This is a genomic window from Novosphingobium sp. AAP83, assembly GCF_001295795.1.
Taxonomy (GTDB): domain Bacteria; phylum Pseudomonadota; class Alphaproteobacteria; order Sphingomonadales; family Sphingomonadaceae; genus Novosphingobium.
The window spans coordinates 129,701-143,505 of the sequence record NZ_LJHY01000004.1; the positions used below are offsets into that span (position 1 = coordinate 129,701).

The 13,805-nt window shown below is 60.7% G+C and carries 17 protein-coding genes; 9 read left to right on the forward strand and 8 right to left on the reverse strand.

Annotated features, from left to right (window positions below; genetic code table 11):
* Window positions 1–118 precede the first annotated feature (118 nt).
* Window positions 119–862, forward strand: coding sequence for a 7-carboxy-7-deazaguanine synthase QueE (locus tag IP81_RS03545; RefSeq protein WP_054106597.1), 744 nt, complete (start codon window positions 119–121; stop codon window positions 860–862).
* Between the two features lie 61 nt (window positions 863–923).
* On the opposite strand, the gene ssb is transcribed toward IP81_RS03545, so the two are convergent.
* From ssb to IP81_RS03570, 5 genes are all read right to left on the reverse strand, one after another.
* Window positions 924–1,472 carry a single-stranded DNA-binding protein gene (gene ssb / locus IP81_RS03550; protein WP_054106598.1) on the reverse strand — a complete coding sequence of 183 codons (549 nt, stop codon included), beginning with the start codon at window positions 1,470–1,472 and terminating at the stop codon, window positions 924–926.
* Between the two features lie 94 nt (window positions 1,473–1,566).
* A complete protein-coding gene (locus IP81_RS03555; RefSeq protein ID WP_054106599.1) occupies window positions 1,567–3,426 on the reverse strand; it encodes a ferrous iron transporter B in 1,860 nt (619 codons plus the stop codon).
* The gene (locus tag IP81_RS03560; RefSeq protein ID WP_054106600.1) at window positions 3,423–3,680 is read right to left on the reverse strand and encodes a FeoA family protein; all 258 of its coding nucleotides are present in this window, start codon (window positions 3,678–3,680) and stop codon (window positions 3,423–3,425) included. The genes IP81_RS03555 and IP81_RS03560 overlap by 4 nt, the downstream gene beginning before the upstream one ends.
* 88 nt (window positions 3,681–3,768) lie before the next feature.
* Window positions 3,769–4,425 carry a COQ9 family protein gene (locus IP81_RS03565; protein WP_054106601.1) on the reverse strand — a complete coding sequence of 219 codons (657 nt, stop codon included), beginning with the start codon at window positions 4,423–4,425 and terminating at the stop codon, window positions 3,769–3,771.
* A gap of 18 nt (window positions 4,426–4,443) precedes the next feature.
* Window positions 4,444–5,061: an ankyrin repeat domain-containing protein gene (locus tag IP81_RS03570; RefSeq protein ID WP_054106602.1), complete on the reverse strand. Its 618-nt coding sequence runs from the start codon at window positions 5,059–5,061 to the stop codon at window positions 4,444–4,446.
* Between the two features lie 188 nt (window positions 5,062–5,249).
* On the opposite strand from IP81_RS03570, the gene IP81_RS03575 reads away from it, so the two are divergent.
* From IP81_RS03575 to IP81_RS03600, 6 genes are read left to right on the forward strand one after another with little or no spacing between them, the layout of a single operon-like run.
* Entirely contained in the window at window positions 5,250–5,750 is a 501-nt protein-coding gene (locus IP81_RS03575; protein ID WP_369800698.1) for an SCO family protein, read from the forward strand.
* A 7-nt stretch (window positions 5,751–5,757) separates the two neighbouring features.
* Entirely contained in the window at window positions 5,758–6,219 is a 462-nt protein-coding gene (locus IP81_RS03580; RefSeq protein WP_054106604.1) for a YcgN family cysteine cluster protein, read from the forward strand.
* Window positions 6,212–6,970, forward strand: coding sequence for a M48 family metallopeptidase (locus tag IP81_RS03585; RefSeq protein ID WP_082355938.1), 759 nt, complete (start codon window positions 6,212–6,214; stop codon window positions 6,968–6,970). The genes IP81_RS03580 and IP81_RS03585 overlap by 8 nt, the downstream gene beginning before the upstream one ends.
* Window positions 6,971–7,010: 40 nt before the next feature.
* Complete coding sequence (locus IP81_RS03590) at window positions 7,011–7,502, forward strand: hypothetical protein (RefSeq protein WP_054106605.1); 492 nt, start codon at window positions 7,011–7,013, stop codon at window positions 7,500–7,502.
* Window positions 7,499–8,470 (forward strand): bifunctional diaminohydroxyphosphoribosylaminopyrimidine deaminase/5-amino-6-(5-phosphoribosylamino)uracil reductase RibD, encoded by a 972-nt coding sequence (ribD, locus tag IP81_RS03595; protein WP_054106606.1) that lies wholly within the window; start codon window positions 7,499–7,501, stop codon window positions 8,468–8,470. The genes IP81_RS03590 and ribD overlap by 4 nt, the downstream gene beginning before the upstream one ends.
* Window positions 8,471–8,482: 12 nt before the next feature.
* Window positions 8,483–9,106, forward strand: coding sequence for a riboflavin synthase (locus tag IP81_RS03600; protein ID WP_054106607.1), 624 nt, complete (start codon window positions 8,483–8,485; stop codon window positions 9,104–9,106).
* Between the two features lie 213 nt (window positions 9,107–9,319).
* Here the strand turns inward: IP81_RS03600 and IP81_RS03605 are convergent, their stop codons facing one another.
* The 3 genes from IP81_RS03605 to IP81_RS03615 all read right to left on the reverse strand — a co-directional run bounded on the left by IP81_RS03605 (window position 9,320) and on the right by IP81_RS03615 (window position 12,345).
* Window positions 9,320–9,988, reverse strand: coding sequence for an alpha/beta fold hydrolase (locus IP81_RS03605; RefSeq protein ID WP_054106608.1), 669 nt, complete (start codon window positions 9,986–9,988; stop codon window positions 9,320–9,322).
* A gap of 3 nt (window positions 9,989–9,991) precedes the next feature.
* Window positions 9,992–10,867, reverse strand: a complete 876-nt coding sequence (locus tag IP81_RS03610; protein ID WP_054106609.1) for a methylenetetrahydrofolate reductase — start codon at window positions 10,865–10,867, stop codon at window positions 9,992–9,994.
* A gap of 80 nt (window positions 10,868–10,947) precedes the next feature.
* Window positions 10,948–12,345: an aminomethyltransferase family protein gene (locus IP81_RS03615; RefSeq protein ID WP_054106610.1), complete on the reverse strand. Its 1,398-nt coding sequence runs from the start codon at window positions 12,343–12,345 to the stop codon at window positions 10,948–10,950.
* 123 nt (window positions 12,346–12,468) lie between these two features.
* Between IP81_RS03615 and purU the strand changes: the two genes are divergently transcribed.
* Both purU and IP81_RS03625 read left to right on the forward strand, forming a co-directional pair.
* Window positions 12,469–13,323 carry a formyltetrahydrofolate deformylase gene (purU, locus tag IP81_RS03620; protein WP_054106611.1) on the forward strand — a complete coding sequence of 285 codons (855 nt, stop codon included), beginning with the start codon at window positions 12,469–12,471 and terminating at the stop codon, window positions 13,321–13,323.
* Between the two features lie 78 nt (window positions 13,324–13,401).
* Window positions 13,402–13,803, forward strand: coding sequence for a glyoxalase/bleomycin resistance/extradiol dioxygenase family protein (locus IP81_RS03625; protein ID WP_054106612.1), 402 nt, complete (start codon window positions 13,402–13,404; stop codon window positions 13,801–13,803).
* The last annotated feature ends 2 nt before the right edge of the window (window positions 13,804–13,805 follow it).

Consider the following 13,805-nt stretch of genomic DNA (forward strand, 5'->3'; position numbering starts at 1 on the left):
TTTCCTGCTTCCCCTCCTCTTCAGAGGAGGGGATCGAGGGGTGGTGTTGACCCGCAGGGTCACTTCTGCACGCCACCACCCCCAAACCCCCTCCTCTAAAGAAGAGGGGGCTTAAGCGATGCTAACCCTTGCCACCGTAAACCCCGGTGAGCCGGAGGTTTTCGCCTCGCTGCAAGGCGAAGGGCCATCGATGGGGCGGCCTTCGATCTTTGTGCGGCTATCGCGCTGCAACCTTGCGTGCAGGTGGTGCGATACGGCCTATACGTGGCGTTTCAGTGGCGATAATCGCCCGCACCGCGATGAAGTGGCATTCGAACGGGGCGATAACCAACTCTCGCTGGACGAGGCCGAAGTTGCCGCGCTGATCCTTGCGCATTCCGAAGACCGGTTGGTGATCACCGGCGGCGAACCCCTGATGCAAGGCGCGGCTTTGGCAAAGCTGGTCACCATGTTGAAAGACGCGCGGCCTGCGCTGCATGTCGAGGTGGAGACGAACGGGACGGTTGCCCCCCACCCCGCGCTCGACGGCCTGATCGATCAGTACAACGTCAGCCCCAAGCTGGCCCATTCGGGCAACGCGCCTGATCTGGCGCTGGTGCCCGAACGGCTTGAGGCGTGGGCTGGCGATCTGCGCGCGTGGTTCAAGTTTGTGGTGGCAACGCCTGCGGATCTCGCCGAGATTGAGAGCCTGCAACACCGCTATGGCATTGCAGCGGATCATCTGTTCGTGATGCCGGAAGGTACCGCCAGCGCCGTCTTGCGCGAACGGTCACGCTGGTTGGCCGAAGAGGCGCTTGAGCGCGGATGGCGGTTTACCGACAGGCTGCATATTCATTTGTATGGGGATACGCGGGGGACTTGAGCGGCTGAATTAACAGGCCGTTCCCCGGCCCCTCCCGTGAACGGAAGGGGAGGATTTTTGATCAGAACGGGATGTCGTCGTCGAGATCGTCGCCGAACCCGCCGCCAGCAGGCGCGCCGCCGCCACCAAAGCCGCCGCCCGACGACCCGCCGCCGCCGCCCTGGTTCCAACCGCCGCCAGCGCCGCCGCGCGAACCGCCTCCAGACGAGCCGCCTTCGTTATAGCCACCCGAACGACCACCGCCGCCGCCGCCTGCACCGGGGGCGCCATCAAGCATGGTGAGAACACCGCCGACGCCAACCGAGATTTCGGTGGTGTAGCGATCATTGCCGCTTTGGTCCTGCCACTTGCGGGTGCGCAGGCTGCCTTCGATATAGATCTTGCTGCCCTTTTTCAGGTAGCGTTCGGCCACGCCGACAAGTCCATCAGACTGGAGCACAACGCTGTGCCATTCGGTGCGCTCTTTCTTTTCGCCGGTGGCCTTGTCCTTCCAGCTTTCGCTGGTGGCGATGCGCAAGTTGCAGATGCGTCCGCCGTTCTGGAAGCTTTTGACCTCGGGGTCCTGGCCCAGATTGCCAACGATGATGACCTTGTTGACGCTACCTGCCATCGAATCATGTCCCTTCGAATTTGATCGCTTGCCTAGCGCAAAGGTGCGGGTTGGCGCGAGTCATCCCGCCGCATTTCCCACAGCGCAGAGCGCGCTACCCCAGCCCCAAAGCCATTGCCGTCCAGAACGTGACGAACGATGCAAGGTAGGCCAGCGCAAACAGGTACGCGAGCATGAACGACGGCCATTTCCAGCCGTTGGTTTCGCGCCGCGCGACTGCGATGGTCGAAAGGCACTGCGGGGCGAAGACGAACCACGCAAGAAACGACAGCGCCATTGGCAGGGTCCAGCGCGATTTGAGCTGATCGCCCAACGCCATGGCAGTCTGGTCGTCGTCGTCACTGGCGCTGACCGCATATGTGGTGGCAAGCGAGCTGACCGCCACTTCGCGCGCGGCCATCGCGGGGATGATCGCAAGGCTCATATCGCGGTTGAACCCGATCGGTTCGAGCACGACGGCAAGACCATTGGCGAGCGTTCCGGCGACCGAGGCGTTGATCTGGTCCTGCCCGGGCTCTGCACGCGGGAAGTTGAGCAAGATCCACAACGCGATGGTGACGGTGAAGATCATCGTGCCGGCGCGGCGCAGGAAAATCCATGCGCGCTGCCAAAGGCCGATGGCCAGGTCCTTGATCGTGGGGAGCTGATACTTGGGCAATTCCATGATGAAGCCCGAAGCCGCACCCTTGGTGACCGAACGGCGCAAAACCAGCGCCACCAGCATCGCGCCGACAATCCCGGCCACATAAAGTGCGAACAGCACCAGCCCTTGCAAGCCGATGCCGGGGCCGACTTTATCGTTGGGAATGAACGCCGCGATGATCACCGCATAAACAGGAAGCCGCGCCGAACAGGTCATCATCGGCGCGATCAGGATCGTGGTCAGCCGGTCTTTGGGGTCGGTGATGCTGCGCGTGGCCATGATGCCCGGAATCGCGCAGGCAAAGCTGGAAAGCAGCGGAATGAAGCTACGCCCGGAAAGCCCGACGCCTGCCATCAACCGGTCCATCAGGAAGGCAGCGCGCGCCATATAGCCGGTCGCCTCCATCGTCAGGATAAAGAAGAACAGGATCACGATCTGCGGCAGGAACACGACAACAGAGCCGACACCCGCGATGATCCCGTCAGTTATGAGATCGCGCAGCAGACTTTCAGGAAGCGTTGCCTTGACCAGATCGCCAAGGCTGCCGACCAATGCTTCAAGGCCATCGGCAAAGGGCGTAGCCCATGTAAACACCGCCTGAAACACCACGAACAGCAGCGCAAACAGGATCGGTGGCCCCGCCCAAGGGTGCAGGAGCGCTTTATCCAGCTTGGCATGAATGCGGTGCTTGGCGGTTTCGGAGATAATCGCCGCACTGGCCATTTCGTGCGCCAGCATCCGCCGTTCGGGCAAAGTGACGTGCGGGCGCGGATGGGCTTCGTGCGCCCGTGCGCGATCGCGTGCTTCGCCAATCGCCGCACCCAGTTCGGCCAAGCCGCGACGGCGCACGGCGACAGTCGGGATCACCGGCACGCCGAGCGCGGTTTCCAACGCCGCAGGATCAAGCACCAGACCATCGCGTTCGGCAAGGTCCACCATGTTGAGCGCAACCACGGTGGGGCGGCCCAATTCGAGCACTTCTTGTGCGAAAACAAGATGTTGTTCGAGGTTCGAGCTATCGAGCACCAGTACGATCACATCGGGCTGCGCCTGGCCGGTCTGTTCGCCCATGATGACCTTGCGGGTCACTTCCTCGTCCGGGCTGGTCGAATCAAAGCCATAGGAACCGGGCAGATCGACCAGTTCCACCGGTTCCCCCGTGGGCAGGATCAGGCGGCCCGCTTTGCGTTCCACCGTAACGCCGGGATAATTGGCGATCTTCTGGCGCGCGCCGGTGAGCGCGTTAAACAGCGCGCTTTTGCCTGCATTCGGGTTGCCAACTAGGGCTGCGACGATTGGCATACGGCTCATGCGCCAACCGCTTCGGTTATCGGCTCAACCGTCATCGCGCGGGCATGGACGCGGCGCAGTGCTACGGTCATCCGGCCAATCTCAACCGCCAGTGGATCATGCCCTGCAAAGACCCCGCGATAGGCCAGCGTCACCCGCGCCCCGGCATCAAGCCCGAGCGACTGCAAACGCTGCGCTTCTTCGGCAACGAGCGCTGACCAGTCAACCGACGCGATTCGCGCAGGGGTGCCAAGGGGGAGTTGATCAAGTGTCACGCCCTTGCGCTGCCATAGAGAGAACGACTTTGCAAGTCATTCGCAATAGAATTGCGCTGGATCAAAATTCCGTGCCGTTTCGGCCAGTTTAAGCAGCGGGATAGCGCAGACGCCCAAGCAAGCGCGTGAACGAAAATGTCTCGTCATCGCTGCGCTTGGTCCACTTAGCCTTGGCCTTCTCGAACTTCATCACACCATCGATCCGGCGATCGAGGAATGCGCGGGCGTCGGCATGGTCTTCGCTGGTATCGCTGGCAAAAACCGAAAGCGTGGCGGCATAGATCGCACCCAGCGTCAGACGCTTGGTATAGTGGTTGTAATCGGTGGCGACATCGCCTGCCAAACGCCACATTTTATCGGCGCTGGACCAGCCAAGGCGGGTTGCGGCAGGCACATTCTGCGGCATGGCCATGATCGCGAGTGCGCGGCGCAGCGCTTCTTCCTTGCCGATTTGCGCATCAAGGCGGAATTGGACCAAGCGTCGGATGCGTTCGCGGATCGACATGTTCGACAATTGCGCCTGTGGCAGCGCCTCGGCCATATCGGCATCGATTCGCGCGATCCATGCGGTGATCATCGCCATTGGTCCGCCATCAAACGCGAAGCGTGCCAGAGCCGGATCAACGCCTTCTGCGCCGGCAGCAGCGGCGACAGCAGCATCGGTCCATCCATCAAACACAGCAGCTTCGGCAATCGCAGGGGCAAGGCGGAGGCGGAGGCCTTCAAGGCTTTGATCATCGGTCATGTCAGCTTGTCACACGCGTTAGAAGGAAGGGCCATATGTCTTCTTGGGACCGGTGCCTTTGGCCTCTTTCGAAGCGCGTTCGATTTCGCCCAGAACCGAGCTGGTTTTGCCTTCAAGCGTGGCATAATCGCGCGCGGAGCGGCCGGAATTATCGGGCCTGTCGGGGTTCGCACCGGCTTTGATCAACAGGCGCACCAGAGCCAGATCGCGGCGGTGAACGGCGCTGATCAGCGGGGTTTCCCCGGTGTTGTTGGCATCTTCAACGCGGGCACCAGATTTGATAAGTTCGTCGACACCTTCGATAAAGCCAAGCTCACACGCCTGCACCAATGGCGACATGCCCTTGTTATCGCGGACGTTTACGTTGGCTCCCTTGGCGATCAGGAATTGAATCCACGTCAGATCGCGCCGTGCCACAACGATATGCAGCGCCGATTGACCGGTGGTGAAATCCTTGGTGTTGATAATCTGCGAGCCGGGCTCGCTCAAAGCCTCGGTGACCTTTTCGCCTTCCTTTTTGCGGACGGCCTCGAGGAACTTGTAACTGTCAGAGAACTGGGCTTGCGCGGGCAAGGAAACCGCAGCGGCAAGCAGAACCGCCATGATGGCAAATGGCCTGCGCATGATCGACAGCATCAAATCCTCCTGTTGCAAGCCCGCGACTTGTTTTAGCGAAACGGACTAGCCTCTTGCAAGCGCACGGTTAGCAGAGCATGAACCGGCACGCTATGGCCCACAACTTCCGATCCCTTTTCATTGCCTTTGCGGCGACCTGCACTTTCGCGCTTTCTGCTTGTGGCGGCGCGCCCAGCGAGAGCCCTCCCTTGGAAGGCGCAGCGATCGGTGGCGATTTTACGCTGACGGGCAAAGACGGCAAGCCGGTGCGCTATGCTGATTTCAATGGAAAATATCGCATCGTCTATTTCGGGTACACGTTCTGCCCGGATGTTTGCCCGCTGGATTTGCAGAACATTGCCCAAGGGCTGAAGCTGTTTGGCAAGGATCACGCCGAGGACGCGAAAATCCAGCCGCTGTTTATCACTATCGATCCCGAACGCGATACACCTGAAGTTATAGGAAAATATGCCGCAAACTTCGGACCTTCGATGATCGGGCTGACCGGCACGCCCCAGCAGATTGCGGCTGTCGCCAAACAATGGGCGGTGTTTTTTGGCAAGCGCGATGGTGGCGTGCCCAAGGATTATCTGATGGATCACAGCCGCGCGGCTTATCTGATGGGGCCAAAGGGTGAGCCTATTGCCCTGCTGCCAGCGGAACAGAACGCCAAGGCCGTGGCGGCTGAACTTGAAAAATGGGTTCATTAACAACGCGATGAGTACAGACGCGTTCTGGAAACGTCCGATCGAGACGTTGAACCGCGAGCAGTGGGAAGCGCTGTGCGATGGCTGCGGGAAATGCTGCCTGCACAAGCTGGAAGACGACATTACCGGCGAGGTTTATCACACCAATGTATCGTGCCGGTTGCTGGACCTGAAGACCGGGCGGTGCAGCGATTATAAGCACCGGCGCGTCTATGTGCCCGATTGCCTTCGGTTGACGCCCAAGCTGGCGCGCGATTTGCCTTGGTTGCCAGATACTTGCGCTTATCGCCTGCGGGCTGATGGTGATCCCCTGCCCGATTGGCACTACCTGATTTCGGGGGATCGCGAAGCGGTTCACGCGGCGGGGCAATCGGTGCGGGGCAAGGCGATTAGCGAGACGGTGGCAGGGCCGTTGGAGGAGCATGTTGTTCCGGCGGATTACTTTGATAACAAAGGCAAAACCGGTGCTTGATTGGCTGCGCCGGGCCGATACGCGGGCCAAGGAAACGCCGGCCCCGCGCAAGGTTGCGGCCCGCGTGATCGTGGTGGGCGAGCGTGAATTACCCCTTGTTATCCGCAAGTTAGGCCATGCGCGGCGGATGACATTGCGGCTGGCCCCCGATGGCAGCGAGGCGCGCGTCTCGATCCCCGCATGGTGCCGCGTGGGCGATGCCGAGGCTTTTGCGCGCGACCGGGCCGACTGGCTGGCAGGACAGCTCGCCAACCTTCCCGAAGCGCGGCAGATTGCCCCCGGTGCGACGCTGTGCTTCAGGGGCGAAACGCTTTTAATTCAATGGACTGAGACAGCACCGCGCAAGCCCGTGATCGAGGATGGGCGGTTGATTATGGGTGGCCCGCCCGAGTCTTTGAGCCGCCGCTTGCAGCGCTGGCTTGAGGGTGAAGCGATGTGGCATTTTGGTGGCGATTTGACGCATTATTGTGCGCAAGCCGGACATCAGGTGCCGCGTTTGGCGCTTTCGCGGGCGCAACGGCGCTGGGGCAGTTGCGCTTCGGATGGATCGATCCGGATCAACTGGCGTTTGATCATGGCACCCGATTTCGTGCGCCGGTCTGTCGTCGCGCATGAAGTGGCGCACATGACGCATTTCGATCACAGCCCTGCCTTCCACGCGCATCTGGGCACGCTGTTTGAAGACGATGTGAGCGCGGCCAACCGCTGGTTGAAGCGCAATGGGCGTTCGCTTTATGCGCCGTTCGGGTGATGGCTGGATTCTGCTGCGTGCACGCCCTATCTAGGCGGCTATGAAATCGTTTTTCCGCAATGTGTCGCCGCGCCGCGCGGTCGTGGACTTCTGGCAAGTGCTGGGCGCGCCGAGCGAGTATCGCGGCATCGCGCTAGTGCTGGCCACGATCATCACCGGCACCATCTTTGTGGCGCTGGGCAGCGAAGGCGGACGCGGGCTGCCCGATCCGCCCAAGGTGATCTATTTCCCGAGCCTGATCGAAGGCCGCACCGACGCTGAAATTCTGGCAGAAAACCGCGTGGTTACAGACAAAGTGCTGGCCGAAGAGGCCGAGGAGGAGGCGCGGCAAGAGCGGATGCGCCAGATGTATCGTGCGGTGGGCGATGCGACCGGTGTTGATACGGTAAAGGCTTATGAAGAGGGCAAGGCCGAGCGCGCGGCGGAAAAGGCCAAACTTGAGGCCAAGCGCAAGGCGATCCTCGACAAGCATTTGATCGACAATCCCTTGTTCGACAAAGCGAAGAAGACGGGGCTGGCCGACGCGCCATGAGCCGCCCTGACGATCTGCGCTGGATGCAAGCCGCCGCTGCCTTGGCCGCACGCGGGCGTCCGCTTAGCCGCCCAAACCCGGCGGTGGGCGCGGTGATCGTGAAAGAGGGTATCGTGGTCGGGCGCGGATGGACACAGGCCGGAGGCAGGCCCCATGCCGAAGCTGAAGCTCTGGCGATGGCGGGCGATGCCGCGCGCGGGGGCACGCTTTATGTGACGCTGGAGCCGTGTGCCCATATCAGCACGCGCGGAGCCTCTTGCACATCGCTGGTCTTGAACAGCGGCCTTGCCCGCGTGGTGATCGGCGTGGAAGACCCCGATCCGCGCACGGCGGGCAGCGGTGTTGCGGCGATAAGGGCAGCGGGGATTGTAGCAGAAGTGCTCTCCTGCCCTGCGGCGCGCGCATCTTTGGCGGGCTATCTTGTTCGCGCTGCCAAGGGCCGCCCGCATGTGACGCTGAAGCTGGCGATGTCATTGGATGGCAAGATCGCGCTGGCCGATGGATCGAGCCGGTGGATTACCGGACCGGAAGCGCGCGCGCACTGCCATGTCGAGCGCGCGCGGGCCGATGCGATTCTGGTGGGCGGTGGCACTTTGCGCGCCGATAGCCCCCGGCTTGATGTGCGTTTGCCCGGGCTTGAGGGCCGCAGCCCGCAGCGCATGGTGCTGACGCGCGGGGCAGCGCCCGAAGGCTGGACAGCGGTTCACGACATCACGGCACCGGACGCATTTGGCGATGCGCAATATCTGTTCGTGGAAGGCGGGGCGCAGACGGCGGCAAGTTTCATCGCAGCGGATATGGTGGACAGGTTGCTGATCTATCGCGCGCCGATCATTGTCGGCAATGGCTTGGCGTGTATTGGCGATATCGGTTTGGGATCATTGGCCGACGCACATGGGCGTTGGTGCAATGTGGACAGGCGGACGCTTGGCAGCGACACAGCGGACGTCTACGAACGCGTCCGCTAAAGGAGATTTGCAATGTTTACCGGGATCGTCACCGAAGTGGGCAACATCCTTGCCATCGAAGACAAGGGTGACCGCCACATCACGATCTCGTGCGCGATGGACCCTGCCAAGATCGCCATTGGCGCATCGATTGCCTGTTCGGGCGTTTGCCTGACCGTGGTGAACAAGGGCGGGATTGCCGGTGAAGGTTGGTTTGCGGTGGACGTTTCGGGCGAGACGATCAATTGCACTGCCCCGCAGCAGTGGGTGGTGGGCGCGCCACTGAACCTTGAGCCAGCCCTTAAACTGGGCGACGAACTGGGCGGGCATATCGTGACCGGGCACGTCGATGCGGTGGGCGAAGTGGTGACGGTCAGCCAGGTTGGCGCTTCGTGGCAGTACATCGTTGCGGCGCCCAAGGAGCTTGCGCCGTTCATCGCGGCCAAGGGATCGATCACGGTGGACGGCGTTTCGCTGACGGTGAACGAAGTGGCCGATCAGGCCGATGGCACGTGCCACTTCATGCTCAACATCATTCCGCACACCGCCGAAGTCACCACGCTCGGCACTCTGGTCGCAGGGCGCAAAGTGAATCTCGAAATCGATGTGCTGGCGCGGTATCTGAAGCGGATGCAGAGCTTGGCGGCGCAAGGGTAAGCTTTTCGTTAGCCGGGTTTTTCTGTGGCTGATGTCTTGAAGCAACGCACAGACCCCGAACCAGCGGCTTGCCCTATTGCTTCCGCTTGCCGCCCACTCGTGCTTCGTCATTCCCTCGTAGGCGGGAATCCAGACTGGCATTGTTCGCTGGATCCCCGTCTTCGCGGGGATGACGAGGGTGGAGCGGGAGGAAGGTGCGTAGGCGGGGCTGGATCAGGCGCAGCTTAGCAGGATTTCCAGAAGCTGTTCGGGCTGGTCCATCATGACGTTATGGCCGCAGTTCGCCTCGTGATATTCCCAATCCGGGTTATCCTTCAACGCGTGGCTGAACTGGGCGAAGGGTGTTGGCTGCCAGGCATTGGCGAAGATATAGATACGGCGAGGAATCTTGGCTTCTTCACCGGTCAGGCGCACCGCTTCGAGCAACGTCAGCAGCGGGTGTGGCGTGAGCATCGGTGCTTCGAGACCGGGCAGCGGTGCAACCGCGCCGGGCTGAAACTTCTGGCTGCCGATATAGTGGTTGTGTTCGAAATCGCCTGCCATATCCCATAGTGATTGGCCATCTTGCGGCACGAAAGCATCGACATAGACGATGGCATCGATGCGCGCGCCAAGACGGGCCGCAACGCCGGTGATGACCATGCCGCCCCATGAATGGCCTACCAGCACGAAGCGATCCAGACCGGCAGCTGCCACCTGATCGCAGACATCATCGATCATCGTTGTAAGCGTGATGCCGGGATGGAATTCGGCAACGCGGCTGCCGAGACCGGTGAGGTTGGCATTTACGACGCGATGACCGGCTGCCGTCAGTTCGGCTTCCTGCCGTGCCCAAGCCCAACTGCCACACCATGCACCGTGGACGAGGACGAAGTCAGCCACAGATCAAAGGCCTTGCTTGGCGTTGTAGGCCTGGACCCATTCGAGGGTTTTGGTCAGACCGCCAAAGGGATAGAAGTGCAAACGCACTTTGCCATGTTCCGGCCCCAACCCTTTGGCAAAGGCATTGACGAGTTTATCCGGCCCTGCACTGCCCAGCAGGTTCGTGACCGAGATGCCATATTTCTTGAGCACGGACGTGGAGGCACCCACGCCGCAGCGCGCGGCAAAGGCGAGCAGGCGCTTGATGCCCGCAGGCCCCGGAACGCCGATCCGCACCGGCGCATCGATGCCGCGCGCGCGCAAGGTCTTCAGCCAGGCCAGGAACGCGTCGGGATCAAAGCCGAACTGGGTGACGATCAAGGGTGCCATGCCGCGCTTGGTGATTTCAGCGACTTTCTTGTCCAGCACCGCCCAGCATTCGGCCTCGGTCATGTTCGGATGACCTTCGGGGTGGCCGCCGATGCCGATGGCCTTGATTCCCGAACGTTCGAACGCACCGGTGGCGATCAGGGCTGAGGTATCGAAGTAAGGTCCGACCGGTTCAGGCGGATCGCCCGCAACGATGAAGCAGCGCGTCACGCCGGCCTGTTCGACCACAGCGCGCAAGTAGCCTTCGAAATCGTCTTCCGACGTAATCCGGCGGGCGGAGAAATGGGGCATCGGCTCAAAGCCGAGTTCGCGCACCGCGACGGTGGCGGCAACGCGGGCGGCCACGTCTTCACCGGGGAGGAAAGTGACGGCAACGGGGGTTTCAGCCGGGATAAGCGGGGCGGCATCGCGCAGCGAGGCTTCGTCCTTCGCGGTCATCTCTAGCGAGAAACCATCAGTGATCCCGGCGGGCTCCTTGTCCCAATTCGGGTGGATTTGCGGTGTGGCCATGTTCGGGATCCTCTGGAAATGGGAGGCAACCCGCCCGGCAGCCTTTGCGGCGATCCGGGCGGGGCCTGTTTCAGCGTGCCTTAGCGGGCCGTGCGCCAGCCTTCGGCATAAGCTTCGCGTGCGACGCGGCTGTAGGGAACCGGCGAGACGATCACGCGGACGTTAAGCTGCTTGTGCGGTTCAACCGTGGTCTTGCGGGTGCCGCCGTTTTCTTCACCCCAGACAACGTGGAGTTCGGTGCCGAACGGAATTTCCGGATCAACGGTGGCGAGGCTGAGGGCCTGCTTTTCGTTGTAGGAGAAGCCGGTGAACATCGAGAGGCCGACGGTCTTGCCAGCAGCATCAACAACGCGGTCATAGTTCGACGAGGCATAGTTCGCGAGCGGAACGTCGAAGAACTTGTAGGCTTCGCCATCGGGGTTGAACATCGAAGCCATGATCTTGGCCATGTCTTCAGGATGCCATGCCAGCGTAACCTTCTTGCGCTGTTCGGCAGGGTTCAGCGCTTCAAGTGCTTCACGCCCGTGGAAATCATGATCGAACTTCACGAAGTTGCCATAACCCAGTTCCCACGGGTTGAGGTAATAGTCTTCGATGTTTTCCGAAACGAACGAACCGCCGATCGAACCGGTGGCTTCGTAGCTGTCAGCCGCCAGCCATTCGCGGAAGCCTTTGAGCTTTTCGCCGGTGTAGATGGCGGGCAGTGGCGACGGGATCCAGCCCGATTCCAGCGTGTTCGAAGGATAGGCGCGGCTGCCGCAAGCGATCAGGCCGAATTCCTTGCCCGCTTCGAGAATGGCGGCGCGGATTTCTTCCTGTTCAGCGTAAGGACCCCAGATTTCAAGGCCCGGTGCGCCCGACATGCCGTGGCGTAGCGTGCGCACGGTCTTGCCTGCGATGTTCATCGTGGACATGTTGAAGAACTTGAGCTGTTCGAGCGGCCCGCCGTGCAGCTTTTCGATCACGGCCCAAGCGTTTGGACCCTGTATCTGGAAGCGCCATTCCTTGCGCGTCACAGGCTTGCCCATCGGGCGCATTGGCGAACGGTCATCCAGCTCGATTTCGCAATCATAGCCGCCGGTGGCCGCGTGATAGCGCAGCCAGTTGGAAGCCGGCGCGCGGCCCACGTAAGTGAAGCTTTCTTCTTCTTCCCAGAAGATGATCCCATCGCCGATCACATGACCATAAGGCGTGGTGGGAACGTATTGCTTGGCCTTGTTGACCGTCCAGCCCTTGGGGCTGTTGATCATGGTATCGGACAGGAGCTTTAGCGCATCCTTGCCGCGAATGTAGAGGTTGACCATGTGGTGCGACTGGTCAAACAGAACGGCGCTGTGCTGCCACGCCCACTGTTCGCTGCGCCAGTTGGAAAACTCCGGTGCAACCACGGGATAAACGTAAGCGCCAAGCTGCGAGTTGCGCAGCATTTCAACTACGTTGCCGTTCTGGTTGATTACCTCTTCAAGGTTCTTGGCCATATATTACTCTCCCGACGAAAAATGGCAGGTTGAAAAATTTGTATGCAACACATACAAGTTTGTTAGAGATTCGCAATGGCAAATGTTGCGCCCTATGAGGCGCTACCCGACGGGAGAGTTTTGATGAGTGCATCGTTGATTTTGACGCTATCGTGCGAAGACAAGCCGGGCATCGTGGCCCGCGTGACCGGCAATCTATTTGAAGCTGGCGGCAACATCAGCGAAGCGCAGCAATTTGACGATCCGCAAAGCGGCAATTTCTTCATGCGCGTTGTGTTCAATCCGGGCGAGCTGGATGTTGCAGCATTTCGCGCATCATTCGCGCCGGTAGCCGAACAATATGCAATGCGTTGGAATATCCGCGATACATCGGTGAACCGCAAGGTGATCCTGATGGTCAGCAAGTTCGACCACTGCCTTGGCGATCTGCTGTATCGCACCCGTCTTGGCGAATTGCCGATGGATGTGGTGGCGATTTTGGGCAACCACCCCAAGGAGGCGCTGAACATTTCACTGATCGGCGATATCCCGTATCACTATCTGCCAATCACCAAGGATACCAAGCCGCAACAGGAAGCCGAAGTGAAGCGCATCGTTACCGAAACGGGCGCGGAACTGGTGGTGCTGGCGCGCTATATGCAGATATTATCCGATGATTTGACGACCTTCCTTTCGGGCCGTTGCATCAATATCCACCACTCGTTCCTGCCCAGCTTCAAAGGCGCCAAGCCCTATCATCAGGCACATGCACGCGGCGTGAAGATGATCGGCGCAACCGGCCACTACGTAACGACCGATCTTGATGAAGGTCCGATCGTCCATCAGGATGTGGAAACGGTAACCCACGCCGACAGCCCTGAAGATCTGGTGCGCAAGGGCCGCGATGTGGAACGCCGCGTGCTGGCAGAAGCGGTGCGGCTGCATTTGGAAGACCGCGCGCTGGTGAACGGCACCAAGACGGTTGTGTTCAAGAGTTAAAGTCTTCACAGCTTGGGGGAGGGACGGCGGCAGGGGTGGAAAACGCCCCGCCGCCATCTTTGATTCGGGAGAGATGAGATGACCGTCAACGCACTCGATCACGTGAATATCATCACCGACAAGCTTGATGAGACCGCACGGTTCTATCAGACGCTGCTGGGGCTGGAACGGCGCAACGGGCCCCCACCGCTGACCGCGCACAATGCGCAATGGATGTTTGATGGCGCAGGCCGAGCGATCATACACATCAACGCGGTCGATTGCCCGCGCACGTATGACCGCGCGGTAGAGCCGGGTTCGCTGACCGGCGCGATCCACCATGTTGCGCTCAATTGCAGCGGCTATGATCAAGTGATGGGGCGGATTGGGGCGCTGGGTCTTGATTGCCAGACCAACACGGTTGAGGCGATTGGCCTGCGCCAGATTTTCACGGCTGACCCGAACAATGTGCTGCTAGAGCTCAATTTCTTCGGAGATTGATG